Genomic DNA, 24,044 nt, shown 5'->3' with positions numbered 1-24,044 from the left:
CGGCGCAGCATGGCCATAGGCAAGCGCGATATGTAATTACATAACATAGTCGCACCCGCACCATCTGTATAACGGACCCGCCATGCACTGCTTCTCGCGCTCGCTGCTTGCTGCCACCGCCCTGCTGCCCTCCATGGTGCAGGCCCAAAGCGGCGCGAGCCCGGCCACCAGCGCCGACGACCTGCACGATGCTGATGATTACATCGTGGTCACCGCCGCCGGCATCGAGCGGCTGGATGTGGTGGCCGGCACCTCGGTACTCGATGGCGAGGAACTGCTGCGCAACCAGGCGGGCCAGATCGGCGAGGTGCTGGCCGACCTGCCGGGCGTCACCTCCAGCGGCTTTGCCCCCGGCGTCTCGCGCCCCGTGCTGCGCGGCTTCGGCGGCGAGCGGGTGCGCGTGCTGACCGACGGGGTGGGGGCAATCGATGCCTCCAGCACCAGCGACGACCATGCCGTGTCCATCGACCCGCTGATCGCCAGCCGCATCGAGGTGCTGCGCGGCCCGGCCGTGCTGCTTTACGGCAGCCAGGCCATCGGCGGCGCGGTGAACGTGATCACCAAGCGCATCCCGCCCTCCGTTCCCGACGAGGCGGTGCACGTGGACGCGCTGGCTGCGGTGGATTCGGCCAGCAACCTGGCGGAGGGGGGCCTGTCGGTCGACGTGCCGCTGTCCGGCAACGTGGCTTTCCACATCGACGGTTCGTACCGCAACACCGATGACCTGCGCATCCCTGGTTTCGCCGCCAGCCCGGCCCTGCGGGCACAACTGCTGGCTGCCGCCGAGGAAGAAGCCGAGGAAGGCCATGACGAGGAAGCGGAAGAACTGATCGAGGGCGCCAACGTGTCCGGTCGCCTGCCCAATTCGTGGACCGAGACCAAGACCTTCGGCGCTGGCATCGCCGCCTTCTCCGGCGGCAATAGCTTCGGCATGTCGTTCGACTACTACGATACTGCCTACGGCATCCCCGGCCTGCCCGGCGTGGGACACGTGCATGAGGCCGAGCACGAGGATGGCGAGGAGCACGAGGAGGAAGAGGGCGGCCACGGCGACGAGGCTGTATCCATCGGCATGAAGCGTTATCGCGTGGACCTGCGCGTCGTGGTGGACCTGGGTGACGGCTTCTTCGACGAGGTGCAGGTGCGCGGCGGCGTGTCCGACTATACCCACACTGAGTTCGAGGGTGACGAGACCGGCACCGTGTTCGACGTGGAAGGGTATGAAGGGCGGCTGGAACTGGTCCAGTCGCTAAGGGGCAACTGGCGGGGTTCGCTGGGTGCCCAGGCCAGCCACACCAATTTCTCTGCTCTTGGAGACGAGGCCTTAGTGCCCAGCAACAGCACCGACAACGTGGCGGTGTTCGCGCTGCAGGAGATCGACCTCGCTCCCATCGAGATCGAGTTCGGCGGCCGTTACGAGCACGTGGCGGTGGATGCCACCCGCTCGGTGGGGGTGAAGCGGACTTTCGATACCGTGTCGGGCGCGGTCGGCGCGTCCTATGGCCTGGTACAGACCAGCAGCGACGACCTGCGGCTGGGCTTCAACCTCAGCCATGCCGAGCGCGCCCCCACTGCGCAGGAACTGTTTGCCGATGGGCCGCATATCGCCACCCAGCAGTACGAGGTGGGCAGCGCCACCCTGGGCACCGAACGATCGTGGGGTGCGGAAGGGTACCTGCGCGGCAACCTGGGTGACTTTACCCTGACCGCCAGCGTCTACCGCAACTGGTTCAGCGGCTTCATCTACCTGGCCGAAACCGCGGCCGAGGAAGACGGCCTGCCCGTGTTCCAGTTCCGCCAGCAGGATGCCGACCAGTTCGGCCTTGAAGGCGAGATCAGCGTGCCGCTGGTGGACAGCGATGCGTTCCGCCTGACCGCCGATGTGCGCGGCGACTATGTGCGGGCAACGCTCGCCAACGGCGATCCCGTGCCGCGCATCCCCCCGCTCAGCCTGGCCGCCGCGCTGGAAGCCAGCATGGGCCACTTCGATGCCCGGGCAGAAGTGCAATGGGCCAGTGCGCAGAACCGCGTGGCGCAGTTCGAGACGCCGACCGATGACTATACGATGGTCAACCTGTCACTCGGCTGGCACCCGCTCGAAGGGTCGGACAACGTGACCCTGCTGCTGCAGGCCGACAACGTGTTCGATGTGGAGGCGCGCAACCACGCCAGCTTCACCAAGGAATTCGTGCCCATGGCCGGGCGCAATGTGAAGCTGACCGCGCGTGCCAGCTTCTAGAGTAACCTCTAGAGCCTGGGCAGGGTGACCCCGCGCTGGCCCATGTATTTGCCGGCGCGGTCGGCATAGGTCACCTCGGGCCGTTCGTTCCCCTGCAGGAACAGGAACTGGCACGCGCCTTCATTGGCGTAGATCTTGGCCGGCAGCGGCGTGGTGTTGGAAAACTCCAGCGTCACGTGGCCTTCCCAGCCCGGTTCCAGCGGGGTTACGTTGACGATGATCCCGCAGCGGGCATAGGTGCTCTTGCCCAGGCAGATCACCAGCACGTCATCAGGAATGCGGAAGTATTCCACCGTGCGCGCCAGCGCGAAGGAGTTTGGCGGGATGATGCAAACGTCGGTCTCGCGATCGACCAGGCTGGCACCATCGAAATTCTTGGGATCGACCACCGCCGAATTGACGTTGGTGAAGATCTTGAACTCCGGTGCGACCCGCGCGTCATAGCCATAGCTCGACAGGCCATAGGAAATGCACCCGTCGCGCCGCTGGGCTTCCACGAAGGGTTCGATCATCCCCTTGTTCAGTGCCTGCTCGCGAATCCACTTGTCGGAAAGAATTGCCATGGCTGCAGGGGATTCCCGATTGGCGGCGGCGCGGCAAGCGCGCTGGCGGTTTATCCCCTACTCCGCCACCCATTCGTAGCGATAGGCGTCCCCGTCGCGCAGCACCTTGCCGGCGCTGGTCTTGCGGAAGTGGGCGGGAAAGCACAGCAGGTCTTCCTCGGCCGCCTTTCGCATCACCCGCTGGCGGGTCTGACTGGCCATCACCGGATCGGCATCGAAGGCGAACGGCAGGTCGGGGCGGATCATCTGCACCGGGTGGTGGATCACGTCGCCCCAGAAGATCGCTTCCGGCCCTTCCGCCCGCCCGTGGATGGTGCAGCAGCCGGGAGAGTGGCCGAAGGCCGGTTCCAGCCACACGCCATTGCCGATTTCGCGATGGGCCACGTGGTCCTCGTCCACGATGATTCCCTGGCCCGCCTCCATCACCGGCACGATCGAATCGAGGAAGCTGGCGTGGTGCACTTCCTCGCCCGCCGGCTCGCTTTGAAAGTAGGCATAGTCGCGCCGGCCGAAGTGATACTTTGCGTTGGGGAAGGTGGGCACCCAGCGGCCATTGTCCAGCATGGTGTTCCAGCCGATGTGGTCGAAGTGCAGGTGGGTGCACATCACCAGGTCGATATCGCCCCGCTCGAACCCGGCCCGCCTGAGGTTGCCGAGATAGTCGGTGTTGAGCTGGTGCACCGGCGGCACCAGCCGGTCCTTGTGATTGCCGTCGCAGGTGTCGATCAGGATAGTCTGCCCGTCCACCTCGATAATGAAGGAATGGACCGAGAAGGTCATCTGCGCGGTGTCCGGGTCCAGCGTGATCTCGTCGTCGCCCGGATCGTACCAGCGCCGCAGCCGCTCCAGGTCCAGCGCGGTCACGCCGGGCAGGTTCATGCTCATCGGCGTGGGCGAGTCCATCTCGTGGACCTTGTGGATCCTCATCCGCCCCAGCGTGATCGGCTGCATCTGTCTCTCTCCCGATTATAACGGCAGAGACTATCGGCCCTCAGGCGTTGAGGCAATTGATAGCCTGATGGACACGCGCCTCGATCTCCGCACGGGGCAGGCCGGGGGGAATCGGTTCGCCGAAATGGATGGTGATCGTGCCGCGCTGCTTCCATCGGCGATGGTACAGCGGCCCGCTGTTGACCGCCACCGGCACCACCGGCAAGCCAAGCAGCTTGTAGAGCGCGGCAAAACCCGCCTGCAGTTCCGGCCGGGTGCCGTGGGGTACGCGGGTGCCTTCGGGGAAGATCACGATCGGCCGCCCCGCCGCCAGCACCGGGCGGACGGCCTTCATCATCTGGCGCAGCGCTGCCGCCCCCTGGTCTCGCGCCACGTGGATATTGCCATAGACTGCGCTGGCATGGCCCCACAGCGGCAGGTCCGCCAGTTCCTGCTTGGCGAAAGTGGACGGGAAATCGAACAGCCAGGGCATGGCGATCGCCTCGAAGAAGCTCTCGTGCTTGATGGCATAGAAGGCCTGGGCAGCGGGCCGCGTGCCGGTGATGCGGATGTCGATCCCCAGGATATGACGCACGCACCAGGTGTGCCAGGCCGACCACATGTCACAGAACCAGCGCATCGCGCGCGGCGCGACATAGGCCGAGATCACCGCCCCCAGCACCCAGAACACGGTGCCGCCGTAGAAGGCGATGTAGAACAGCAGGCTGCGGATCACGGACATGGGGAAAGGGTACTCTCGTCAGACCAGGCTCAGCAGCCAGGCCGCCAGCAGCTTGTGGTATTCGCGCACCAGCGTGATGAAGCTGGGCTGGGTGGGCACGGCATCGCGCAGCACCGTGACAGTGGCGGGCAGGCGGCTGGCCAGCTCCACGGCGGTGCGCCGCATGTGCCAGTCGCTCGTCACCAGCCGCAGGGAGGTGAAGCGGTTCTGCGCCATCCAGTCGGCCGTTTCGCGGGCATTGCCGCGGGTGTCGAGGGCGGAGAAGCCCAGCGTGATGCAGCAGTCCATAAGCTGCCGCTCCACCCCGTATTCCGCCATGAATTCCGCCGGGCGCACCTCGATGTCCACGCCGGTCACCAGCATCCGCTCGGCCCGGCCGGCGCGCAGCAGCGCCAGGCCGTGGGGAATGCGCCCTTCGGCACCAGTGGGGACCACGATGGCATCGGTATGCTCGTCCCCCGCCGGCTGCGGCAGGGCCACGGCAAACCACACGAAGCCCAGCGCCCAGGCAATCACCAGCAGCGAGAGGAGGCGGTTGATCATCCTGCCCGCCCCTACAGGATGCGCTTCAGCGCCGCCAGCACGGTCAGTCGCGCGGTCAGGGTGGCCAGCAGTACGCCCACCACGGGCACGGCCACGATCAGCAGCCAGTCGGTCACACCCAGCCCGCCACCGGCAACCAGGCCCGAGCCGAGCGCGGAAAACTGCCGGCCCAGCAGCATGATCGCGGCCAGCCCCGCCAGCAGGCCGGCCAGCCCGCCCGAAACGGCATCGAGTGCGATCGAGCGCTGGAACATGCCGGCGATCTGCCCGTCGGTGCCGCCCAAGTGGTGGATCACCTCGATCGTATCGCGGTTCGCGCCCAGCGCGCTTCTTGCCGCCAGCCACACCGCCGCCGCACTGGTGGCAGCCAGCAGCAGCACCAGCCCCAACGCCAGCAGGCGGAGCGAGGCGATGGTATCGAACACCGGCCCCAGCCAGCCGGCCTGGGCGTCGACCCGCGCCGACGGGGCAACCGGGGCCAGCGCCGCGCGCAGCGAGGCAAGGCGCTGCGTGGTCACCTCGCCACGCAGGCGCACGTCGATCAGGGCCGGGGTGGGGATCGCGCCCGATGCGCCCGCGCCTTCGCCCAGCCAGGGCTCCAGCAGGGCGGCCAGTTCGGCATCGCCGACGCGGCGCACGCTAGCCACGTCATCGCGATTGCCCAGCACGGCCAGGGCGCTTTCCGCCTGCCGGTCGCGTGCGGCGGGGATCGCTTCCACCACCTGCACCGTAACCCCGCCGGCAATCTCGGCCCGGGCATTGGCCGCCAGGTTGGCCAGAGCCAGACCGGCGGCGACCGCGATCACGGTGAGGGCGATCATGATGGCGATCACCCACGGCATGGGGCCGCCCATCCGCGCCTGCGGCAGGATGCGCGCGGCGGCGGCCCCCAGGGTGCGGGACCTGTTCATTGGGCGGGCACCACGGTGCGACGCGGGGGATAGCGCAGCGCGCCGGTGGGATCGGCCAGGCGCCCCTTGTCCAGCCGCATGATCAGCGATTCGGGCACTTTCCTCAGCAGGTGCACGTCGTGCGTGGCCACCACCACCGTGGTGCCCAGCCGGTTGAGCGATTCGAACAGGCGCAGCAGCCGCAGGGCCATGTCCGGGTCGACGTTGCCGGTCGGCTCGTCCGCTACCAGGATTTCGGGCCGGGCGATCACCGCGCGGGCAATGGCCACGCGTTGCTGCTCCCCGCCGGAGAGGGTTTCCGGCCGTGCCTCGGCCCGGTGGTCCAGCCCCACCCATTCCAGCATGTCGTGCACGTGGGTGCGGATTTCCTCCTCACCCACCAGTCCGGCGATGCGCAGCGGCAGGGCCACGTTGTCGAAGGCGGACAGGTGCGGCACCAGGCGGAAATCCTGGAACACGGTGCCGATGCGGCGGCGGAATTCCGGCAGGCGCGCGCGCGGCGTGGTGATCACGTCGTTGCCGAACATGCTGATGATGCCCCGGCTGGGCCGCTGCGCCAGATAGAGCAGCTTGAGCAGGCTGGTTTTCCCCGCGCCGCTGGCCCCGGTCAGGAAATAGAAGCTGCCGGGATAAAGCGTGAATGACACGTCGCTCAGCACCTCGCGGTCCGAGCCATAGCGCAGGCCCACGTTGTCGAACCGGACGATGCCGTCCGCCGCTGCGCTGGCGTCGCTGCTCATGCCGCGGCGTCGGCGTCTTGATGCGGGCAGGGAGCGGTGATCATGCGCGGGGCTATAGCCGTTGTTCGATGTGGAAAAAAGCCACGGACCGACGCATCGCGCTTGCTCCACAGCTTGTTGCATGGCGGCGCGCCGCGTAGGGTCGGCCACAAGAACATGATAATCCAGTGCCCTGCCTGCGCCACGCGATATGCAGTGCCCGATAGCGCCATCGGAGCCGAAGGCCGCACCGTGCGCTGCGCCAAGTGCCGCCATTCGTGGTTCCAGGACGGGCCGACGCTGGCAGAGGAAGCGCCGGTTGTGGCAGAACCGGTGCCCGCGCCGGTTGCCGCGCCCCCGCCCCCGCCGCCGCCGCCCCCTCCTCCTCCTCCTCCGCCGCCGCCTGCACCGGTAGCCGACGCTCAGGCAGAGCCGGACCTGCCGGCCATGCCGCCGCGCGCGAGCCTGCGGGTGCCGCCGCCACAGGACGATGACGGACCTTCAGCCTTCGACGCCGGCCCGCCGTTCCGCCCGCGGCGCAACTGGCTGAAGGTGTGGACCTATGCCGCGGTGATCTTTGCCCTGTTCGCCAGCGGCATCGTCTTCGCCGTATCCTATTGGGGCCTGCCCGACTGGGTGCCCGTCTCGCGCCCCGATTTCGCCGTGGCCGAGCCGGACCTGCAGCTCGATTTCCCGATCGACCAGCAGGCCAAGCGGCAGATCGCCGGGATCGAGATCTTCGAGGTGAACGGCACGATCACCAATATCGGCAGCACGGCGCACACCGTGCCGCCGATCCTGGTGGTGCTGCGCGATGCGCGCGGGCGCAACGTGTGGAGCAAGGAAATCATGCCCGCAAAGGCCAGCCTGGGCCCGGGCGAAAGCCTCAACGTCAACCAGGTCTTCACAGACCAGGTGCCGCGCGCCGCCCGGATGGCCGAGTTCGGCTGGAAGCAACAGTAATCCATGGCATCAGCGCGCTTGCAGGGCAGGGGCGTTGTTGCTAGTGGCCCGCTCCTACCTGCCGGGGGCTGCACTGTCCGCCCTTTGCGATGTGCGGTCGTGGCGGAACTGGTAGACGCGCAACGTTGAGGTCGTTGTGGGCGAAAGCCCGTGGAAGTTCGAGTCTTCTCGACCGCACCAGACAGTCAGCCTAGGGAACCCACATTCGCCCTCGGGCGACCTGCGCCCGGGAAATGGCGCAGTACTGCGGGGTTTCGCGGGCGTTCGGAATCACGGTGAAGCCAGAGACGCTTTCCGAAGCCAACATTCGGGCCAGAAGAATGCCGGATTCTCTGTCCGCGAGAACCCGGCTTCACCTCGATTTGCCGGATTGTTTGGTCGCCTAGGCGGCGATGCCGAACTGGCGCTCCTGGTCGGCCCAGGCAATGGGCAGGTCACAAAGCAGCAGGGCGCGGCGGGTCAGCCCGATGGGCTGGGAGCCATCGAAGATGGCATCGACGATGCGCGGGCTGAGCCATGACAGGCGAAGCAGTCGTGTGAGTTGGGTGCGACAGCGACCCTCGCGCTTGGCCAGTTGGGCCAGGCATATTGCGGGCGAGGCGAGGACAAGCCGCTGGGCAGTCATGGCCTCGGCGATCAGGCCTAGCAGGTCACCTGATGCGTGGTTAGCATTTGCATCACTGTCGATCCGAAGTCGGACTTCGCGGAAAGGTCGGCGTGCAGGTAGGGGGATGCTCCAGTTGAGCAGGCCGCTGGCTGCACTGGCCAGCGCCTCGGCGTTGAGCACAACATCGATCCGTTCAGATTGAACCTCAAGGGAAACGACGAGACTTCTGAGCGCAGCTTCGCGCATGGATTGAAGCGCGAGCTGACTGGCGAGCAATCGACCAGTGGCAAACAAGGTTCGCAAGTGCCCTGCTTCCTCGAAGGCAGTGAGATGACGCAGGGCGTGCTCATCTTCGAGCAGTGCGGTGAGATGCACAATCAGGTGCCGTTCAAACTGACCGCGTTGGAACCGGATGCCCGGGGCGTCGCCAGGTCGGGCAAGATCTTTGCGGGTCTCGTAATAGGCATAGCGCTTGGTCTTGCTCGAGCCGTAGGTCGGCACCATTGGTCGACCCTGCGGATCGGTAACGAGGCCGCGCAGCATGGCCTGCTGTGGTTCGTTGTTATGTCGCTTCCTCGGCGGCGCCTTGGCAGCAAGCTGCGCCTGAACTGCATCCCACAGGCCCTGGTCAACGATGGCCTCGTGTTCACCATCATAGACCTTGCCCTTGTGGACGATCTTGCCGCGATAGACCGGGTTCTTGAGCAGGTGGAAAAGGCTGCCTCGGGCGAATGGGATGCCTCCGCGATGTGGGCCGCTGACCCGCTGCTGGATCTTGGTGACCATGCCCTTGGCGCGCAGGATCTCGATCAGCGCGGGAACATTCCGAACTTCAAGGTAGTGTTGCATGATTGTGCGCACCCGCTCGGCCTCCTCGGGCACGGGCAACAGCTTGCGCTCGATTACCTGGTAGCCGAGCGGAACTGGCCCGCCCATCCACAGGCCCTTCCTCTTGGACGCCGCGATCTTGTCGCGGATGCGTTCGCCGGTGACCTCGCGCTCGAACTGGGCGAACGAGAGCAGCACGTTGAGGGTGAGGCGTCCCATACTGGTTGTGGTGTTGAATGCTTGCGTCACCGACACGAAGCTGGCCTGTTTCGCATCAAGCCGCTCGACGATCTTGGCAAAGTCTGCGAGGCTGCGGGTCAGCCGGTCGACCTTGTAGACCACGATGACATCGACCAGTCCGGCATCGATGCCAGCAAGCAGGGCCTTGAGGCCAGGGCGTTCTATATTGCCGCCCGAGTACCCGCCATCGTCGTACCGATCGGGCACCAGTGTCCAGCCCTCGTGGCGTTGGCTGAGGATGTAAGCCTCGCAGGCCTCGCGCTGGGCGTCGAGGCTGTTGAACTCTTGCTCCAGACCATCCTCGGTCGACTTGCGAGTGTAGACCGCGCAGCGCAGCGTCCTCATGGCTTCTTACCTCGCTTGGTCAGGCCGAAGAATAGCGGGCCGTTCCAGTGGTTGCCAGTGATTGCCTTGGCGATGGCTGTAAGCGACTTCCAGTGCTTGCCATCGAACTCGAAGCCATCTTCCAGCACGACCACGGTGTGGCCAACCCCGTGCCAATCGCGGACCAGGCGGGTGCCGGGGGTAAGTTTGCGCGGCAGGGGCCTGCCAGGCCCACCTCTTTCTCCTTGGGTAACCACTTGGCGCAGCAAGGTCCGGGTGGAGCGGTTCACCCCTCCTAGCCGCTGCTCCTGCATCTTGTAGCCAAGACCCAATCGTAGCAGTTCGGACGATAAGTTGGGTGCGGGTGCGTCATAGCGCCGCGTCCACTCCGCCTTCAGCTCGCCCAGCGGCATCGCTGCCAGCCGTTCGAGGGTGATGTAGCTCCGCTCGGTCATTCTGCCGCTGCCGCGCGGTAGACCCGCTCTTCGCCGGTTATCTTTTCGCTCGTCACCACGTGACCCTTCTTTTTCAAGCCAGTCAAAGCCGCACGTGTCGTATGCGGCAGCCAACCTGTCGCAGTCACCATCTGGGCAATCGTTGCGCCCTCGGGCCGCATCAGCAACTGGAGGACCTGGTTGGCCTTGCTGGAGGTCTTGATTGCGTTTGCGACAGCCGGTTCGGCAATCGCGTGCATCTCGGCAGCTTGCTTTGGCTCGCGCGCCATACGCCGCACGCGCTTCGCCGGCTTCGAGGTATCAATTAAATCGGTCATGGGTGGTCTCCGGTGCGGAGCGGCGACCTTCGCCGCTCCCACCACGCAAGGCCCCGCCGATCGCGTCGGTCAGGGCGGCGGCCATCTGGCGGGGCCGGCAGTCAGTGACAGCACCAATGCTTGGGGCGACAGGGAAGTCCAATGGAATGTGGCCTGCCCGGACAACTTAGGCGCAGGCCTTCCCCCCCCTGGCTGTAAGGGAACGGCCTTGAGATCGGGCTAGGGATATTCAGGCGCTACGGGTGGCGAAAGACGCGCCTTGAAATCGGCGAGGTAGGCGGCCGCAAGCGTCGAATACGGCATATCGGGAGCCGCTAACCCCCGCATCTCCGACAGAATGTTTCCCTGAAGCAATTTTAAACTGCGGATGGCGTCGCTGACGACGGGTTCATCAACGAGCCCGGCTTGTTCAAGCGTGTTTGCGATATCGCCGAGGTTGATGGCTAGAATCTCCAGAAAGCGCATTCGCTGAATCAGTCGGGCACGATCTTGAACCAGCCGCATGCGATTGAGACCGTAAACCTGTATCGATACAGCGCCGCGGACACTTAGGTTGGAGTGCTCAGCCTCCGCCGCAATCGCTGCTGGAGTTCCGACTGCTGCCAGCTCGATAGGATTGGATGGCGAATCATCCACGCGCTTCGGCAGAATAAGGCCCCCGGCGGCATCGTTGCCAAGCCAGTAGGTCAGATGTGCAGACGGATCGTCTCGCGTCGGATCGAGAAGAAGTGCATGCTCGGCCGCCAATTCCGCATTCTCACTATCAGCGCGCACGCCCGCAACCGGAAAGCTATCTTTCTTACCCGATTGGGTCGCTTTGTAGAGGACGTTTAGGTCGCCGATGCCATCAGGCGCGCGCTGCTTTCGACGGCGATTGCAGTCGAGACAGCTTGGCAACAGATTGGACCACTCCATGCCTAGCCACCAATAGCCTGGATGGTCGGGGGCTCCCTCGACGGCACCCTTCGGCCTGTAGTGCTCAACATCAACCGGCGCTTGCGAGGCATAGAAGGTTTCGCAGTAAGCACATTTGCCGTGAAATAGCTCTTCCAAGCGTCGTTTGACTTCGTCGGCCTTGTACGCCTTGAACGGGAACGCCGACCGCTTGGTGTCAAGCGCTAATTCCTCTGTCATGTGCGCTCGTGCCGCATCCAATTCCGTTCGCTTCGGATTACCCGACAGGACGCTCAAGGCGGAAGGGGCCGGCTTCGTGCCGCGGTTTACCGCTCGCATTTAGAAGCCCTCGAGAGCATTGATGATGCGGTCGCGCGCTGCCCCATGCAGACGCACAAGTTGCGCCGCCGACGCGCCGCGCCGTCGCTGCAAATATTCCGCCACGGCCGCTTGCACCAATCGTTGCACCTCGGAGGACCCCAAGGGGAGTGAATCCATCACTTCGCGCTCGAGCAGGTTTAACGCGCGATCTTCATCTCCCGTCAGTTGCCCCCCTGCCGCGCGCTTTGCGAGCAAATTTCCCAGCTCAGCGAGCTTACGCTCTGCGTCGGGAGAGTCCGTGCTAAACATCGCAAAGAAGTCCGAAGTGAGCAGCTGCTCTACGGTCAAATTCTCCACATTCGGAAGTTCGGCGAGCGTTTCAACCACTACAGGAACCTGATCCGGCCCCACCGCCTCGCGGCGTGCGCGGCTGAGCACGAGCACTTCACGGTCGTGCATTCCCCGAAGACATAAGGGATCGTGCGTGGTCGCTATGATCGTTGCTTGCGGGAAGACCCGGCGAAACGCCGTCATGATCTGCATTTTCCAGCGGGGATGGAGATGAGCTTCGATCTCGTCGATCAAAATGATGGCATCGGCGCTGCCAAACCCGCGCTCACGCACATCTTTGTCGCGCAGCAAGCCCTGGAAAATGTCGCAAACCATAGCGAGAACTGACCGGAAGCCCGAAGAAACCACTGCTAACGGGGTGCGAACCTCCTCGGCGTCATCGCCCGACCCAACTTTTGTGACGACCAGGCACCGCGAATTGGCGCGGTCGGGAAGGATAACGTTAAACTCACCCTCGATCGTGAAAAGACGCCGCAGCGCACGCGCGACCATCGCGAATTCGGCGTCGCCAAGGCTGAGCAACCACGCTTCCGGATTGGGCAAGATCATCGTCGATTTGAACAGCGTGCCGACTTTGCCGAACTTGCGCGTCGGCGCGGTGTCGGACGCATATTGGCGAAATGCGCCGTAAGCGAAGACTGGTGGCAGTGCTCTATTATCCGAACCTTCAAACTGGTCCCCGATCGACAAGGTAAATGGCGCTTCGTCGTGGAGATCGAGAGTGACCGTGGCGTGCTGAGGGCCGGGTGCGCCAAGGCGGCCCATCATGTCAGGGCTCAGCACAAAGCTGCTTGGCGCTTTGCCCAGTCGTTGTCGGATGGTCGTGTCGCACAGCGCCAATGCCAGAGCCTCGAGGATCGAGCTTTTGCCTGCGGCATTTTCACCGAGGATAAGCAGAGCCGAAGCCTCGCTTTCAAGACCGGCGGCGGCATCCGGCGCAATTGGCTTGGGAATGAGCAGCTCGAGCGACTCAAGCGCCTTGAAGTTTTTAAGCCTTACGGCCGCCAGCCTCGATTTAACGCGCGTGCGGCGAACGGCCGGTCGAGCCGGCTTCGAAATCGGGTGGCTTATGTCGGCGAGAGACGCATCAAATGCGGCCTTCCCGATCTGTGTCGCAAGAATTCGGTCCCATGCGGCCGATAGCCGAGTGCGCTCTAAAGGTAGCTCGATTTCGAGCCGCTGCGCGATCCGCGCAGTCAATCGGCGTAGCAGGAGAAACCAGGCTCCGCCGTATTGCAGTGCGCCGAAGTCGAAAGCCTCTGACACCCCACTCGTACGCTTGTCATCGCGCAGAACGTACAGATAGTCTTCGAAAGCCTGAGCTCGAGATACTTTGAGCTCATCCCGGTCGAGACGAAAGACTGCGATCGTCTCGGCGCCAGCACGAGATTGCGGTTGTATGCCACCTCTGAGGTCGAACCCGAGATGTGTCGTGAAGGATCGCGTCGCGCAAGGATCCAGCAGCCAGCCAATATCTTTATGTGGCCAGCGCCACACACCGTAGTTCTCATTCGCGAAGTGCTCTAGCTCTTGGAATTCGGGAAGGGCGCCCCGCCGACCGTTTCGAACCGGAAATTGCCGGCCCGCGTTTACCGCGCAAGTTTCACAAGCCGCATAGGTGTTATTCCAATCGGTGCGGAGCCAAGTGTAATAGAGATGAGCGAACTCGGATTTTTCAAAAGGCTCTGCTTCTTCGGACGGTCGGAAATGATGGATATTCACCGGGCGCTTCGCTTCGCAGAACGCACACTTCCCGCTGAACAGCTGCTCAAGAGCCCGCAGCGTGTCCTCTCCAAAGCCTAACTCGCTGTCGAGACTCAGCTGCGACCTGCGATCTGAGGACTGACCAAACAGGTCGAGCAGCTTGTGCCGCTCTGATCGCGCTGCTTCGCCGCGAAATGACTGGGGCGGCGGAACCTTGGATCGATCGAAATACTGCATTGTCCTCCCCAGACTTTCTCTTGCCAAGCAAGTTCCGAATATTGTGCTTGGCCCCCGATGATCCCGCCTTAGATTGGGAGCCGGGAGGGCACGATGAAGAAGCAGGTTGGAAAACTCAACGCCGTACCGTCGAAGCGGCTCTTTCTGTCCATCATTGCAGACTATGATTTGAATAAATCCATCTGCGAATTGATCGACAATGCCTTCGACATGTGGACGCGTAACGGACGCACCGTGCCCATCACGGTCGAGGTTGCCCTAGATCGCGAAGAGAACCGCATCGTCGTCTCGGACAATGCCGGAGGGGTGGCACGAGACGACCTGACGTTCATCGTAGGTCCCGGCCAGTCGGGTTCGGATTCCACGGACGATACGATTGGCATATTCGGGGTAGGAACCAAGCGTGCAGTCGTTGCGCTCGCCAAGGATATCCGCATTATTACGCGGATTCCCAAGTCGGATACGTATCAGGTCGAATTCGACGATGGCTGGCTTGATGACGAAGACTGGGAGCTTCCGCTGTTCCAGGTTGCAGAAGCTTCGGAAGGAACCACACGGGTCGAACTTGCCAGGCTGCGCGTAGCTATCGACGTTGAGGCTGAGAGATTGCTGCGCAGTCATCTTAGCGCAACCTATGCCAAGTTCCTCGTGATGCCCAACGTCGTACTCAGTTTGAATGGCGAGCCGATTGAACCGCGCTTTTTCGATCAGTGGTCCTACCCTCCTGACTACGGACCTCGCCGCTATTCCGGCAACCTCCGCACGCCGCTGGGACGGGAAGTTGCCCTCGAGGTCCTGGCGGGTCTCAGCAACGAGTCGAGCCCAGCTTCAGGCGAGTACGGGGTCTATTTCTACTGCAACGACCGTCTCGTCGCGCCCGCGATGAAAAGTATCGACGTTGGATTTGCTAAGGGACTCGCCGGCCTACCCCACCCGAAAATTTCGCTTACCAAGGTCATCGTCTCGATAAAGGGCGATGCCGGCGAGATGCCGTGGAACAGTAGTAAATCCGAGATCAGCACCAACCATCACACCTTTCTTGCCCTGCACAAATGGCTGGTGAATGTGGTGAGCGACTACGCTCGCATTTCTAGGATCTGGATGGGGTCTTGGCCGGAAAAGGTATTTGCTCACCAGCAGGGCACCATCACCGAACTCCCGATCAGCGAAGCCATCGAGGCAAATCGCTCATTTCTGCCCGATGCGCCTGCCTCCAGGCTAAGGCTTCCGGAGCGTGTCGCCAAGACCAACCAGAAGATCGCGAAGCGCAAGCCGTGGGTCGTCGGCTTGTACGAAGGCGTCGTGGCTGCCGTCGGCGTTGCCAAGCAACCGCTCGACCATGCGAATTGGCTGGCCCTGAACTTGTTGGAAGTCACGCTGACCGGTACTTTCAAGGCGTGGCTGGTCAACGAATGCGAGGAGAGTTTCTCCAATGCGCAGCTCCGGACGATGCTTCGTGATCCGGTTCCCAGCGCTAAGTTGCAGAAGATCATCCCCTTATCTTCCGAGCGTTGGGCTGAGATAGCGGCGCTTCGTCGTCACATAGATCGGCTGACTTACGGCGCGACGGCTCCGGTAGTGCGTGATGAGGAGTTGGCTTCCGCAGAGCGGCTGATTAAGGGTGTCCTCAAGACGCTGTTCAAGGTTGAGACCGACGCCTGATTTTTGCCGAACAACCCTGTATCGGCGAGGGCTGTCCATAGCGCGGTTGATGCCGAGCCTCAGCTTACTGCTTTCCCGCCACCAGAAGCCGATGGTCCGCTCGTGGGCCAATAACTACCCCTCATATTGGCGATGGGGTTTGACGGGTGAAACTTCAGCTGGTGGGCCGCTTCTAGATAGTCCGCGCTCGGCAAGTGGAAAGCCACAATCCCTTAGTCGGCGGTGCTCGCGAGATCAGGACAGCAACTCATATACCAGGTCGTCGATTTCGGCGGCGTCCGGGTTTTCGACCAATCTTTCGCGGATCCGCCGACGAGACGTAGCGAAGTGCAAGTCGGGATCGACCTCGACCTGCCCGGCCAGTTGCTCCGCGAGAGCACCTAATTCCGCTAGCCGGGCTAATGTGCGATTCGCCGGATCGAACTCGGGGATGGGCAACTTCCAAACATGCTTGTGAATGTCACGCTCGTCTTTGCCGTAGGACATGAGCGGCCGCACAAACTCCGTCGTGACCGGGCTATTAAGCAGCGCGCAAAGATAGTCGGCCTCTTCCTCCGATCGCGCCGCGCACCAGTAAAGCTTGTTATTTAGAACTCCGCGGGGGTCGCGGAGCTTGGCGGCCGCGACGTGCATGCCCGAAGAATTGTAGATAACGCGGAGCCGTGGTGTCGGAAATTGCGCCGCCATTTTGCCGACCCAATCCAATTGTTCGATTAGGGTAAGGCCTTCGCTTTTTCGATTATCGTTCCAAAGGCCCTCCGCCCGACGCCACCAATCGGCGAGACCAGGATAGAGCGCGATTTGTTCTTCGGTTCGGAGAAGTCGGCCGTCGACGGCCGGCACAAGGGCTAGTAGCGGATCGGCGACACGATAGGGAAGGAGGCTCTCGCCGGAATACATCGGTCGGAGGAAGGCATCTTCGACCACGCCCTCGATCGACGGCAGCTCTTTCCAGGGCTTCTTTTCGTTTACGCTCCGCGACGAAATGATCGGCGTTCGGCCGGCTACTGCGCCCAGCGGGCCAGCCGCCCGTCGCTCTACGAAAAAACATACGCGCGGCGAGAAGATCGCACCTTGGCGGAACCGCGACTGATATGGCGAGTTCGCGCCCGTCGCGATCGTTACCGTGCCCGGGCGCCGCTCAAGGTGCGGCTCGACTTGGGAAATCGAAGTCTGCCCTCGAGGAATCCGGCCGGAGAAGATCGTCGCATCAAGCGGCATTTCGATCGGTTCGACTTCGGCTCGATGCCCAAAGACGACGCTCGAGCCCCGGGGGAAGAAGTGCGGCCGAATTCTCCGCAAATCCCAGGACGGCCTGAAGGCGATCGAAATGCTGCTAGTGCGTGACGCATAGTGCCCAGTTCGAAAGCCGGCGTAGTGTTCCCGATCGACGACGGCGTTCGGCATGACGAAGCCGAATTGGCCGCTTGGGGCGAGGTAAAGCTCGACCGCGCGCGCGACAAATAGCGCCGAAAGGTCTTGATGCGTCGCGACCTCCGCACCGGCCCAAAGCCCACGCTGTTCGCTCATCTCGCGGAATGTCTGTTGCATCCTCTCGGGCATGTGACGGAAGGCGAGCCAGGGCGGGTTACCGACCAGGGCCGTAACGCGGTTCGCCGCTCGAGCGAGCCATACCGGCCGCGCCAGGTTACGAACGTAGTAACTCCAAATGTGATTTCGGCCGGCATCTTGAAGATCGCACATTGTCCTAAATGTCGCACGCACTACGTCTTGGGCTTGCTCAGGCACGCCGAGCCGCTGAAACAACGGATTGAGCGACGGGACCCTTGACCCAGAATCCCGCCTGGCCGCCATATCAGCCATTGCTTCGACCAGGTCGTCGAACATTTCCGCGTCGTTGAGAAGTATGTCGGGGAAGCGTAACTCAGAAGTGAATAGCTCCGCCTGATCTTCGACGGGAACAACCAGGCTTTCCGCATTCCAAAGGTTCGACGCTTGGTCGTCCCATTGAACGGAGTCGCCCAGGTACACTGGAATGAAGAGCGCGCCGCGTCCGTTTGCAGTGAGGCGATCCCGGCCGATTGCCAGGAGATAAGTGACGCGCGCCAGGGTGACGGCGACCGGGTGCAAATCCATGCCTTGAACGTGCCGCGACACGGCGCGAAGTGTTTCCGCAAGTGTGCGGCCCGCTGCCTCCGATGCCACAACGAAGCGACGCACCGCATGGAAGAGGAACGTCCCCGATCCGCATGCCGGATCGAGCAGGCGCATTTCGAGCGCGTCGGGTGCGACCGCGTCGACGACTAGCTCCGCCAGCCAGTCAGGTGTGTAATATTCACCCAAGCGCTTGCGCGTGTCAGTGCCAATCACGCTTTCATAGAGTACCTTTAGTACGTCCTGGTCGACGGAGGCCCAATCGAAGCGAGCGAGCCGTCGGGCCAAGGCCCGCACAAATCGCGGGCCGTCTTCGACTTCGACGACCCAATCGAAAAAATCTTGTTCTACAACTCCGTAGATGCCGCTCTCTTCGAATACATTGCCTGCAAGCAACGCGGCCGGGTCGATGCTTTCGGGGTCAATGCCAAGCAGCGAATGTGCGATGATTTCTGCCGAGTTCACCAAAAGTGTGTGCTCGACGAAAAGGTCGTCGGTGTCTTCGAATTGGGTGCCCAGCGTCGAAGTGAGCAGGCGTGACCAGAGACCGCGTTTCATGCGGATCGACGGATTGTCCCGGTTCGCGGCATAAAGCGACGCAATGGTCGCCCGATCAAGGTCGTGCGAGCTGCTTCTGGCGCCCAGCCTGGCCGCAATTTCGCGCGGTGACGGAGTGATATCGCGGGCGGTCGCGAGCACACCTTCGAGCCACACGATGAGCGCGTCAGCTTGATCTACCGACTTGACGGTGATCGTCGTAACCTCATGAAGTTCGCCCTCGCGGAGATCGTAACAAACCCACTCAGCGCCATCACTCAAGATGCCCACGAAGCGCCGGCCGAACGCTTCGGCACGTGCCTCGACATAGCCGCCGAGCTGCTGGCGCGCTTCTTCCTTCACCCCGCCTCGCCGAAGGTCGCGCTTCACTTCGATTAGGGCAGAGCCAACTTCGACGTCGATACGCCGGCGATCGCCAACCTGCGCTTCGAGCAAAACGTTCTCGAGGTCGCCGTCGTGCAGTTGGAGCGGGGTGGAAAGAAGGAGCGACCGAATGTCGGCCTGAATTTCGGCCTCGGTGCGCGGGGAATCCCGGGCGATCAGTCGTTTTATGATTTCGATCACGAGTCCTCCTCCCTGCGCCTCTGCATAGAGCGATGAAGGCGCATTTGTCACCAGGGCGAAGACACCGTTATGTACCCTTTGTCTGGCACCACGCGGACGGCAAGATGTGGGCCGATAGCGGTCTTTCTGCTCGGCGCCTGTCCAGCTCGAAAAGCGGACAGTCTGTTATTGAGCCAAAAATTCATCAGCCAGAGTGTTCACCAGACTGAATCTTGGTGAGGAGTCCGTGCCGAGCCTTGCAACGATAGCTACTCGTTCGCATAACGTTCCGTCCGAAAGGTTTGCAAGGGAGGCAAAATTGAAGCGTCTTGTTTTTTGTTTCGACGGCACTTGGAACAAGTTGCTTCCCGATGTGGCGACCAACGTCGTGCTAACCGCCGCGAGCATTAGCAGGGTTGACCGCGAAGGTGTCCCCCAGGTAATCCACTATGACGAGGGTGTCGGCACTGGTGACCTCGACGAGCTCCGCGGCGGCATGTTCGGCCACGGGCTCATGGATAATGTGCGCGAGGCATACCGCTTCCTGGTGTTCAATTATGATCCCGGAGACGAGATCTACGTCTTCGGCTTCTCTCGCGGCGCGTTCAGCGCTCGCACGTTCATCGGCTTCATACGCCATGTGGGCCCTTTGCACCGCCTTCACGCAGGTCGGATCGACGAGGCGATCAAACTCTATCGGGATCGCCTCGAGGGTAAGGATGGCTCCGCAGATGCTATGCGGCGTTTTAGGGCGATGTATTCCGACAAGGTCTGCATCGGTCAATCCGACGAGGATTGGCGCTGTGCCAACAAACCCGGGTATCAGGCGGGCGCATCGCCGGTGATGACGATCAAGTTTCTAGGTGCCTGGGACACGGTCGGCGCGATGGGGATTCCTGAAGTTATTCCTGGAAGCGACTGGTTCAACCGCGAATACGACTATCACGATCCGTCGCTCGACGCCTTCGTCGACTCCGCGCGGCACGCCGTCGCCATTGACGAGCAGCGAGAGTTCTTTCCGGTGATCTTGTTCGACGATGTCGAACAGCTTAATTCTGACCGTGGTTTCACTAGTGATGATCCTCAGGCCCCTTACCAAGAGCGTTGGTTCCCCGGAACGCATGGCGCGGTAGGTGGCGGCGGAGATATCCGCGGCCTGTCGGACGATGCGCTGGCGTGGGTGCTCGCTGGTGCAAAGCGCGCCGGCCTTAATCTTGATACCGCAGCCGGGACGCGCATCCACGGTTTTCGCCCTGATCCCTTCGCTCCCTTGGTGAATGAGGCCGATCCAGATTGGAGCTTCACTCAATTACTGAAAGAGGACCGGGGAGGGCCCGAGCATATGTGGCAGCTTTCGCATAGCGCGATCCGCCGATGGCGCACTCCTGCGGAAAGGCTTGGAGGGGAGCTGTATCGTCCCGCGACCCTCGACAACGTGAGGGATGAGCTGGACGCACTGGGTCCTTGGGTTTTCGATCCGCCGACTGATTTGATCGCTACGGAAAAGGTGCGAGTTGGCGACACGCTGAGTGCCTACGCCAAGAAGCACTATGGCGATGCCGAACTGTGGTCGGAAATCTACTACGCCAATCTCGATACCATTGCGGATGCGGACGAGATCTTCCCCGGACAAGAGGTCCGAATTCCTCGACTTAGTATTTCTAGCTGAGTCGCTTGCGGTCGCTAAACGGCGGTCGATCGGGCCGATAGTAGACTGACTGCTTTCGGTGTATTATAATTAGCAAAATTTATCTAAGACGTAAATATTTTGGTGTTGCGAATAGAAATATCCATAAGTCAGGGATTAGACGCGGCGCAACCGGGGAAGTGTTAGATAAATCGAAGGGAGCTGGCCGAATTCCATGGCACAATTCGATTTTTTCGAAGAAGCAGCGGTAGAGGTCTTCTCTCTTCCAGCCCTGAACTATGGGCCGGTCAAAATGGCCATCGGCCAAATCCGAGCGCAACTTAGACCCGTCGCGGAAGTCGCACTCGTCCCTGATGGCCAAATCAGGATTTCGCCACGCACATTTGCGCCCGTCTACAAGCACCCGGAGGGCGAACGTTACGCTATCGTGCGTCGACGAAATCTCACGCGGCCCGATGACATCGACGGACTGCTTCTGCGCGATAGCTCAGGAAAGCTCAGCTGGCTGAGCCACCGGCTGATTGACGAACTTGAAAGCGCAGGAAATGCGGATGGATGGGACGCTGCGCTTGCTGCCTACGCCGCTGCCGCCTGGGACGGCATGTTCCGCTTCCGCACCGAGTCCCCCAATGATGACGGCTCGGTCGATTCCGGCAATGAAGGCCTGCGGCCGCCGCAAATCGGCGCGCTGCACGCGATCGGGGCGCACTGGAGCTTGTACAGCCAGCCCGCGACGATCGTTATGCCGACCGGCACCGGTAAGACCGAAACCATGTTGTCCGTGCTGGCCGCCTTTGTGCGGAAGCCTCTGTTGGTCGTGGTCCCGTCGGACGCACTGCGCGCGCAGACTGTCAGAAAATTCCTCACGCTTGGATTGCTGCGGAAGCTTGGCGTGCTGGCGCAGGACGCAGGAAATCCGATTGTTGGCATTGTCACCAAGGTTCCAAAATCGATATCCGATCTCGAGATATTTGAGCGATGTAACGTGATCGTTGGCACCATGAGTTCATTGGCAGGCCCGGGCGCTGAAAGGCTCGGGCCCGAGATCGCGCAGCGGGTAGGTGCGCTCATTGTCGATGAAGCGCATCACATCGGCGCCGATACGTGGTCGGCGTTCAGAGATGCCTTTGCCGGTAAGCCGGTCCTGCAGTTCACGGCAACCCCGTTCCGCCGGGACACCAAATTGGTCGACGGGCAGGTCATCTATAATTACCCGCTCAAGCGCGCGCAGCAGGATGGCTATTTTAAGCCCATCACCTTCGAGCCCGTTTACGAACCCAACCCCGAACAGGCCGATTTGGCCATCGCCGAGACGGCCCTTGCTCAGCTGCGTGAAGATCTCGACAATAAGCTCAACCATCTAATGATGGCACGCTGTTCGACGATCGAACGCGCGAGTGCCGTTTTCGAGGTATATCGCAAACTCGCACCCGACCTAAACCCGCTCTTGGTTCACTCGCGGCAGTCGGACATCGCCAAGCGTATCGAGAGTTTGCGAGCCGGCACAAACCGGATCGCGGTGTGCGTCAATATGCTCGGCGAAGGGTTCGACCTGCCCGAGCTCAAAGTTGCAGCCATTCACGACCTCCACAAGAGTCTCGCCGTGTTGCTCCAGTTCACGGGGCGCTTCACGCGCAGCAGTGGCGAGAGGATAGGGGATGCGAGCGTCATCGCCAACATCGCCGAGCCAAACGTATCGATCGCGCTGGAGCGGCTTTACAGCGAAGATGCCGACTGGAACGAGCTTTTAAGTGAAATGAGCTCGGCGGCAGCAAAGGCTCATGCCCGCCTCGTCGCGTTTCTCGATGAAGCGCAGCGTATCGATAAGGGACCGGATGATGATGACGCCGCAATCTCGCACCAGCTGCTGCGACCTGGACTCAGCACCCTAACATATGAGGCTAAGGCTTTCGCGCCCAAGCGGTTCATCGACGGCCTACCCAAGGGTTATGTTCCCTATCGTGTATGGCTGCACTCGTCGTCGAACACGCTGTTTTTCGTGACGCGTAACGAGCCCTACATCAAATGGACTCGATCTAAATCGGTGCGAGATTTGGAATGGGCGATTTTCGTGCTCCACTATGATCACGCGAACGGTCTGCTCTACCTCTCGACCAGCGACAAGACTTCGATCTTCGAAGGCTTGGCGCAAGCGGTCGGCGCGACGAAACTCATCCACGGCGACACGATCTTTCGCTGTCTCGGGCGGATCAGTCGCTTGCAATTCCAGAATGTCGGGGTGAAGAAGCACGGAAGACGCAACCTATCTTACGCGATGTATACCGGCGCTGACGTAGCCGCAGCGCTTGGCCTCACCGAGAAGGGCAGTTCGGTAAAGGCCAACTTGAGCGGAATGGGCTGGGAGGGGGGGCGTCAGGTTCTGATCGGATGCTCACTAAAAGGCCGGATCTGGTCGCGGGATTATGTACCCATTCCGCAGCTCAACGACTGGTGCGAACACGTCGGCGCGAAGCTTGTGGATCGAAGCATCGACACGTCGAAGCTCATCGATAACGTGCTGATCCCAAGCGAAATAGTCACGCTTCCGCCCGCAGAAATACTGGCGATTGACTGGCCGTTCGAAATTCTTAGGCAAACCGAAGAGCGTGTGGTTTTCACCGGCGTTACAGCCGAGCACAGTATGACAACAACGGAGCTTACACTTCTCAACGTCGATAGGGCGGCGAACGCGATTGACTTCGCAATCGATGAGGCACTTGCAGGCAGGCTCGGTGAATTTCGTTTTACCGTCGATGCCGCACGGGGATTTCGCGTCGCGCAGACCAGCGGCGGGCTCAAGATCGGCGTGACGATCGGTAAGCTCTCCTGCCCGCTGGAGGAATATTTTTCGAGCTACCCTCCGATCTTTCGGCTCGTCGATTTGACCGATCTCGACGGAAATCTCCATATCGCACCGCAATCGCCGCAGGATTTGGTGATCTCGGAGGACCGCTTCGAGGCGTGGGATTGGAGCGGCGTGGACCGAACCAAGGAATCTTATTGGAAAGGCGGCGCGGGTCGCCAGGATTCGGTGCAATGGCACGTAGCTAAGCAATATGTTGAGGCTGGGTTCGATATTGTCTTCGATGACGACGATGCCGGCGAGGCGGCCGATTTGGTTTGCATGAAGCTGGAAGACGAGATCATTCGAGTCGCATTCGTGCATTGCAAGTATTCCGGTGGCCAGAATGCCGGCGAGCGCGTCAAGGATGTTGTCGAAGTAAGCAGCCAGGCCATTCGCTGCGCTAAATGGAACGCGAAACTCCCGCAGCTGAGCCAGCATCTGAAGTTGCGTAACGAACGGCTGAAGGGCGGGAGATCAAGCCGGTTCATTGCGGGCACGCCGGCCGATCTCAACAAGCTCGTCAAACTCAACCGGTTCAAGCCGATGCAAAGCGAGATATTGATCGTACAACCCGGCCTTTCGCAGTCGAAACGCACTAAGGAACAATCCACCGTGCTCGCGGCAGCACTGACTTATCTGAAAGAAACGATCGGCGTCGACGTCACGATCATTTGCGACGCCTAACAGCAGCCTGTAAGCGGCAAGATCCAGGATCGCCTGCCGATCTTCTGAATGGCCGGTTTGAAGGCGCTATGCGGAAGGTCGGGAGTTGGGCCGGTAGCTGA

General features: G+C 61.8%; 17 protein-coding genes and 1 tRNA gene. 6 read left to right on the top strand and 12 right to left on the bottom strand.

The features are described from left to right. Window positions 1-82: 82 nt before the first annotated feature. Window positions 83-2,239, top strand: coding sequence for a TonB-dependent receptor (locus GRI99_RS01485; protein WP_160770235.1), 2,157 nt, complete (start codon window positions 83-85; stop codon window positions 2,237-2,239). An 8-nt stretch (window positions 2,240-2,247) separates the two neighbouring features. Here GRI99_RS01485 and dcd read toward each other — a convergent pair whose 3' ends face one another. From dcd to ftsE, 6 genes are read right to left on the bottom strand one after another with little or no spacing between them, the layout of a single operon-like run. Beyond that, a complete protein-coding gene (dcd, locus tag GRI99_RS01480; protein ID WP_160770234.1) occupies window positions 2,248-2,802 on the bottom strand; it encodes a dCTP deaminase in 555 nt (184 codons plus the stop codon). Between the two features lie 57 nt (window positions 2,803-2,859). Then, entirely contained in the window at window positions 2,860-3,753 is an 894-nt protein-coding gene (locus GRI99_RS01475; protein WP_160770233.1) for an MBL fold metallo-hydrolase, read from the bottom strand. Between the two features lie 40 nt (window positions 3,754-3,793). Beyond that, window positions 3,794-4,474 (bottom strand): lysophospholipid acyltransferase family protein, encoded by a 681-nt coding sequence (locus GRI99_RS01470; RefSeq protein ID WP_160770232.1) that lies wholly within the window; start codon window positions 4,472-4,474, stop codon window positions 3,794-3,796. Between the two features lie 18 nt (window positions 4,475-4,492). After that, window positions 4,493-5,017, bottom strand: coding sequence for a YdcF family protein (locus GRI99_RS01465; protein ID WP_160770231.1), 525 nt, complete (start codon window positions 5,015-5,017; stop codon window positions 4,493-4,495). A gap of 11 nt (window positions 5,018-5,028) precedes the next feature. Beyond that, window positions 5,029-5,928: a cell division protein FtsX gene (locus tag GRI99_RS01460; RefSeq protein ID WP_160770230.1), complete on the bottom strand. Its 900-nt coding sequence runs from the start codon at window positions 5,926-5,928 to the stop codon at window positions 5,029-5,031. Then, entirely contained in the window at window positions 5,925-6,668 is a 744-nt protein-coding gene (gene ftsE / locus GRI99_RS01455; protein ID WP_160770229.1) for a cell division ATP-binding protein FtsE, read from the bottom strand. Before ftsE ends, GRI99_RS01460 begins: the two co-directional genes overlap by 4 nt. Before the next feature lie 156 nt (window positions 6,669-6,824). Here ftsE and GRI99_RS01450 point away from each other — a divergent pair, with 156 nt between their 5' ends. Further along, window positions 6,825-7,610, top strand: a complete 786-nt coding sequence (locus GRI99_RS01450; RefSeq protein WP_160770228.1) for a zinc-ribbon domain-containing protein — start codon at window positions 6,825-6,827, stop codon at window positions 7,608-7,610. A gap of 93 nt (window positions 7,611-7,703) precedes the next feature. Beyond that, window positions 7,704-7,790 (top strand) — tRNA-Leu (locus tag GRI99_RS01445). A 202-nt stretch (window positions 7,791-7,992) separates the two neighbouring features. On the opposite strand, the gene GRI99_RS01440 is transcribed toward GRI99_RS01445, so the two are convergent. From GRI99_RS01440 to GRI99_RS18430, 5 genes are all read right to left on the bottom strand, one after another. Then, complete coding sequence (locus GRI99_RS01440; protein WP_160770227.1) at window positions 7,993-9,630, bottom strand: recombinase family protein; 1,638 nt, start codon at window positions 9,628-9,630, stop codon at window positions 7,993-7,995. Then, window positions 9,627-10,064, bottom strand: a complete 438-nt coding sequence (locus GRI99_RS01435; protein ID WP_160770226.1) for a DUF2924 domain-containing protein — start codon at window positions 10,062-10,064, stop codon at window positions 9,627-9,629. The genes GRI99_RS01440 and GRI99_RS01435 overlap by 4 nt, the downstream gene beginning before the upstream one ends. Continuing rightward, complete coding sequence (locus tag GRI99_RS01430) at window positions 10,061-10,381, bottom strand: DUF3489 domain-containing protein (protein WP_160770225.1); 321 nt, start codon at window positions 10,379-10,381, stop codon at window positions 10,061-10,063. The genes GRI99_RS01435 and GRI99_RS01430 overlap by 4 nt, the downstream gene beginning before the upstream one ends. Window positions 10,382-10,600: 219 nt before the next feature. Beyond that, window positions 10,601-11,614 (bottom strand): HNH endonuclease family protein, encoded by a 1,014-nt coding sequence (locus GRI99_RS01425; RefSeq protein ID WP_237438061.1) that lies wholly within the window; start codon window positions 11,612-11,614, stop codon window positions 10,601-10,603. Then, the gene (locus GRI99_RS18430; RefSeq protein ID WP_202392886.1) at window positions 11,615-13,888 is read right to left on the bottom strand and encodes an AAA family ATPase; all 2,274 of its coding nucleotides are present in this window, start codon (window positions 13,886-13,888) and stop codon (window positions 11,615-11,617) included. 93 nt (window positions 13,889-13,981) lie between these two features. On the opposite strand from GRI99_RS18430, the gene GRI99_RS01415 reads away from it, so the two are divergent. Continuing rightward, window positions 13,982-15,550 carry an ATP-binding protein gene (locus GRI99_RS01415; RefSeq protein WP_160770223.1) on the top strand — a complete coding sequence of 523 codons (1,569 nt, stop codon included), beginning with the start codon at window positions 13,982-13,984 and terminating at the stop codon, window positions 15,548-15,550. Window positions 15,551-15,784: 234 nt separating this feature from the next. On the opposite strand, the gene GRI99_RS01410 is transcribed toward GRI99_RS01415, so the two are convergent. Next, the gene (locus tag GRI99_RS01410; RefSeq protein ID WP_202392885.1) at window positions 15,785-18,787 is read right to left on the bottom strand and encodes an N-6 DNA methylase; all 3,003 of its coding nucleotides are present in this window, start codon (window positions 18,785-18,787) and stop codon (window positions 15,785-15,787) included. Between the two features lie 298 nt (window positions 18,788-19,085). Between GRI99_RS01410 and GRI99_RS01405 the strand changes: the two genes are divergently transcribed. After that, window positions 19,086-20,435, top strand: coding sequence for a phospholipase effector Tle1 domain-containing protein (locus tag GRI99_RS01405; protein WP_160770222.1), 1,350 nt, complete (start codon window positions 19,086-19,088; stop codon window positions 20,433-20,435). A gap of 193 nt (window positions 20,436-20,628) precedes the next feature. Beyond that, window positions 20,629-23,943, top strand: a complete 3,315-nt coding sequence (locus GRI99_RS01400) for a DEAD/DEAH box helicase (RefSeq protein WP_160770221.1) — start codon at window positions 20,629-20,631, stop codon at window positions 23,941-23,943. Window positions 23,944-24,044: the final 101 nt, after the last annotated feature.

Source organism: Alteraurantiacibacter buctensis (genome assembly GCF_009827655.1).
GTDB classification, from domain to species: Bacteria; Pseudomonadota; Alphaproteobacteria; order Sphingomonadales; family Sphingomonadaceae; genus Alteraurantiacibacter; species Alteraurantiacibacter buctensis.
This window is presented reverse-complemented; position numbering and strand designations above follow the sequence as displayed.

What these genes read in the sequence shown, in the direction of transcription:
- GRI99_RS01485 (WP_160770235.1), top strand. Translation starts at nt 83, where the DNA reads ATGCACTGCTTCTCGCGCTCGCTGCTTGCTGCCACCGCCCTGCTGCCC.
- dcd (WP_160770234.1), bottom strand. Translation starts at nt 2,802, where the DNA reads ATGGCAATTCTTTCCGACAAGTGGATTCGCGAGCAGGCACTGAACAAG.
- GRI99_RS01475 (WP_160770233.1), bottom strand. Translation starts at nt 3,753, where the DNA reads ATGCAGCCGATCACGCTGGGGCGGATGAGGATCCACAAGGTCCACGAG.
- GRI99_RS01470 (WP_160770232.1), bottom strand. Translation starts at nt 4,474, where the DNA reads ATGTCCGTGATCCGCAGCCTGCTGTTCTACATCGCCTTCTACGGCGGC.
- GRI99_RS01465 (WP_160770231.1), bottom strand. Translation starts at nt 5,017, where the DNA reads ATGATCAACCGCCTCCTCTCGCTGCTGGTGATTGCCTGGGCGCTGGGC.
- GRI99_RS01460 (WP_160770230.1), bottom strand. Translation starts at nt 5,928, where the DNA reads ATGAACAGGTCCCGCACCCTGGGGGCCGCCGCCGCGCGCATCCTGCCG.
- ftsE (WP_160770229.1), bottom strand. Translation starts at nt 6,668, where the DNA reads ATGAGCAGCGACGCCAGCGCAGCGGCGGACGGCATCGTCCGGTTCGAC.
- GRI99_RS01450 (WP_160770228.1), top strand. Translation starts at nt 6,825, where the DNA reads ATGATAATCCAGTGCCCTGCCTGCGCCACGCGATATGCAGTGCCCGAT.
- GRI99_RS01440 (WP_160770227.1), bottom strand. Translation starts at nt 9,630, where the DNA reads ATGAGGACGCTGCGCTGCGCGGTCTACACTCGCAAGTCGACCGAGGAT.
- GRI99_RS01435 (WP_160770226.1), bottom strand. Translation starts at nt 10,064, where the DNA reads ATGACCGAGCGGAGCTACATCACCCTCGAACGGCTGGCAGCGATGCCG.
- GRI99_RS01430 (WP_160770225.1), bottom strand. Translation starts at nt 10,381, where the DNA reads ATGACCGATTTAATTGATACCTCGAAGCCGGCGAAGCGCGTGCGGCGT.
- GRI99_RS01425 (WP_237438061.1), bottom strand. Translation starts at nt 11,614, where the DNA reads ATGCGAGCGGTAAACCGCGGCACGAAGCCGGCCCCTTCCGCCTTGAGC.
- GRI99_RS18430 (WP_202392886.1), bottom strand. Translation starts at nt 13,888, where the DNA reads ATGCAGTATTTCGATCGATCCAAGGTTCCGCCGCCCCAGTCATTTCGC.
- GRI99_RS01415 (WP_160770223.1), top strand. Translation starts at nt 13,982, where the DNA reads ATGAAGAAGCAGGTTGGAAAACTCAACGCCGTACCGTCGAAGCGGCTC.
- GRI99_RS01400 (WP_160770221.1), top strand. Translation starts at nt 20,629, where the DNA reads ATGGCACAATTCGATTTTTTCGAAGAAGCAGCGGTAGAGGTCTTCTCT.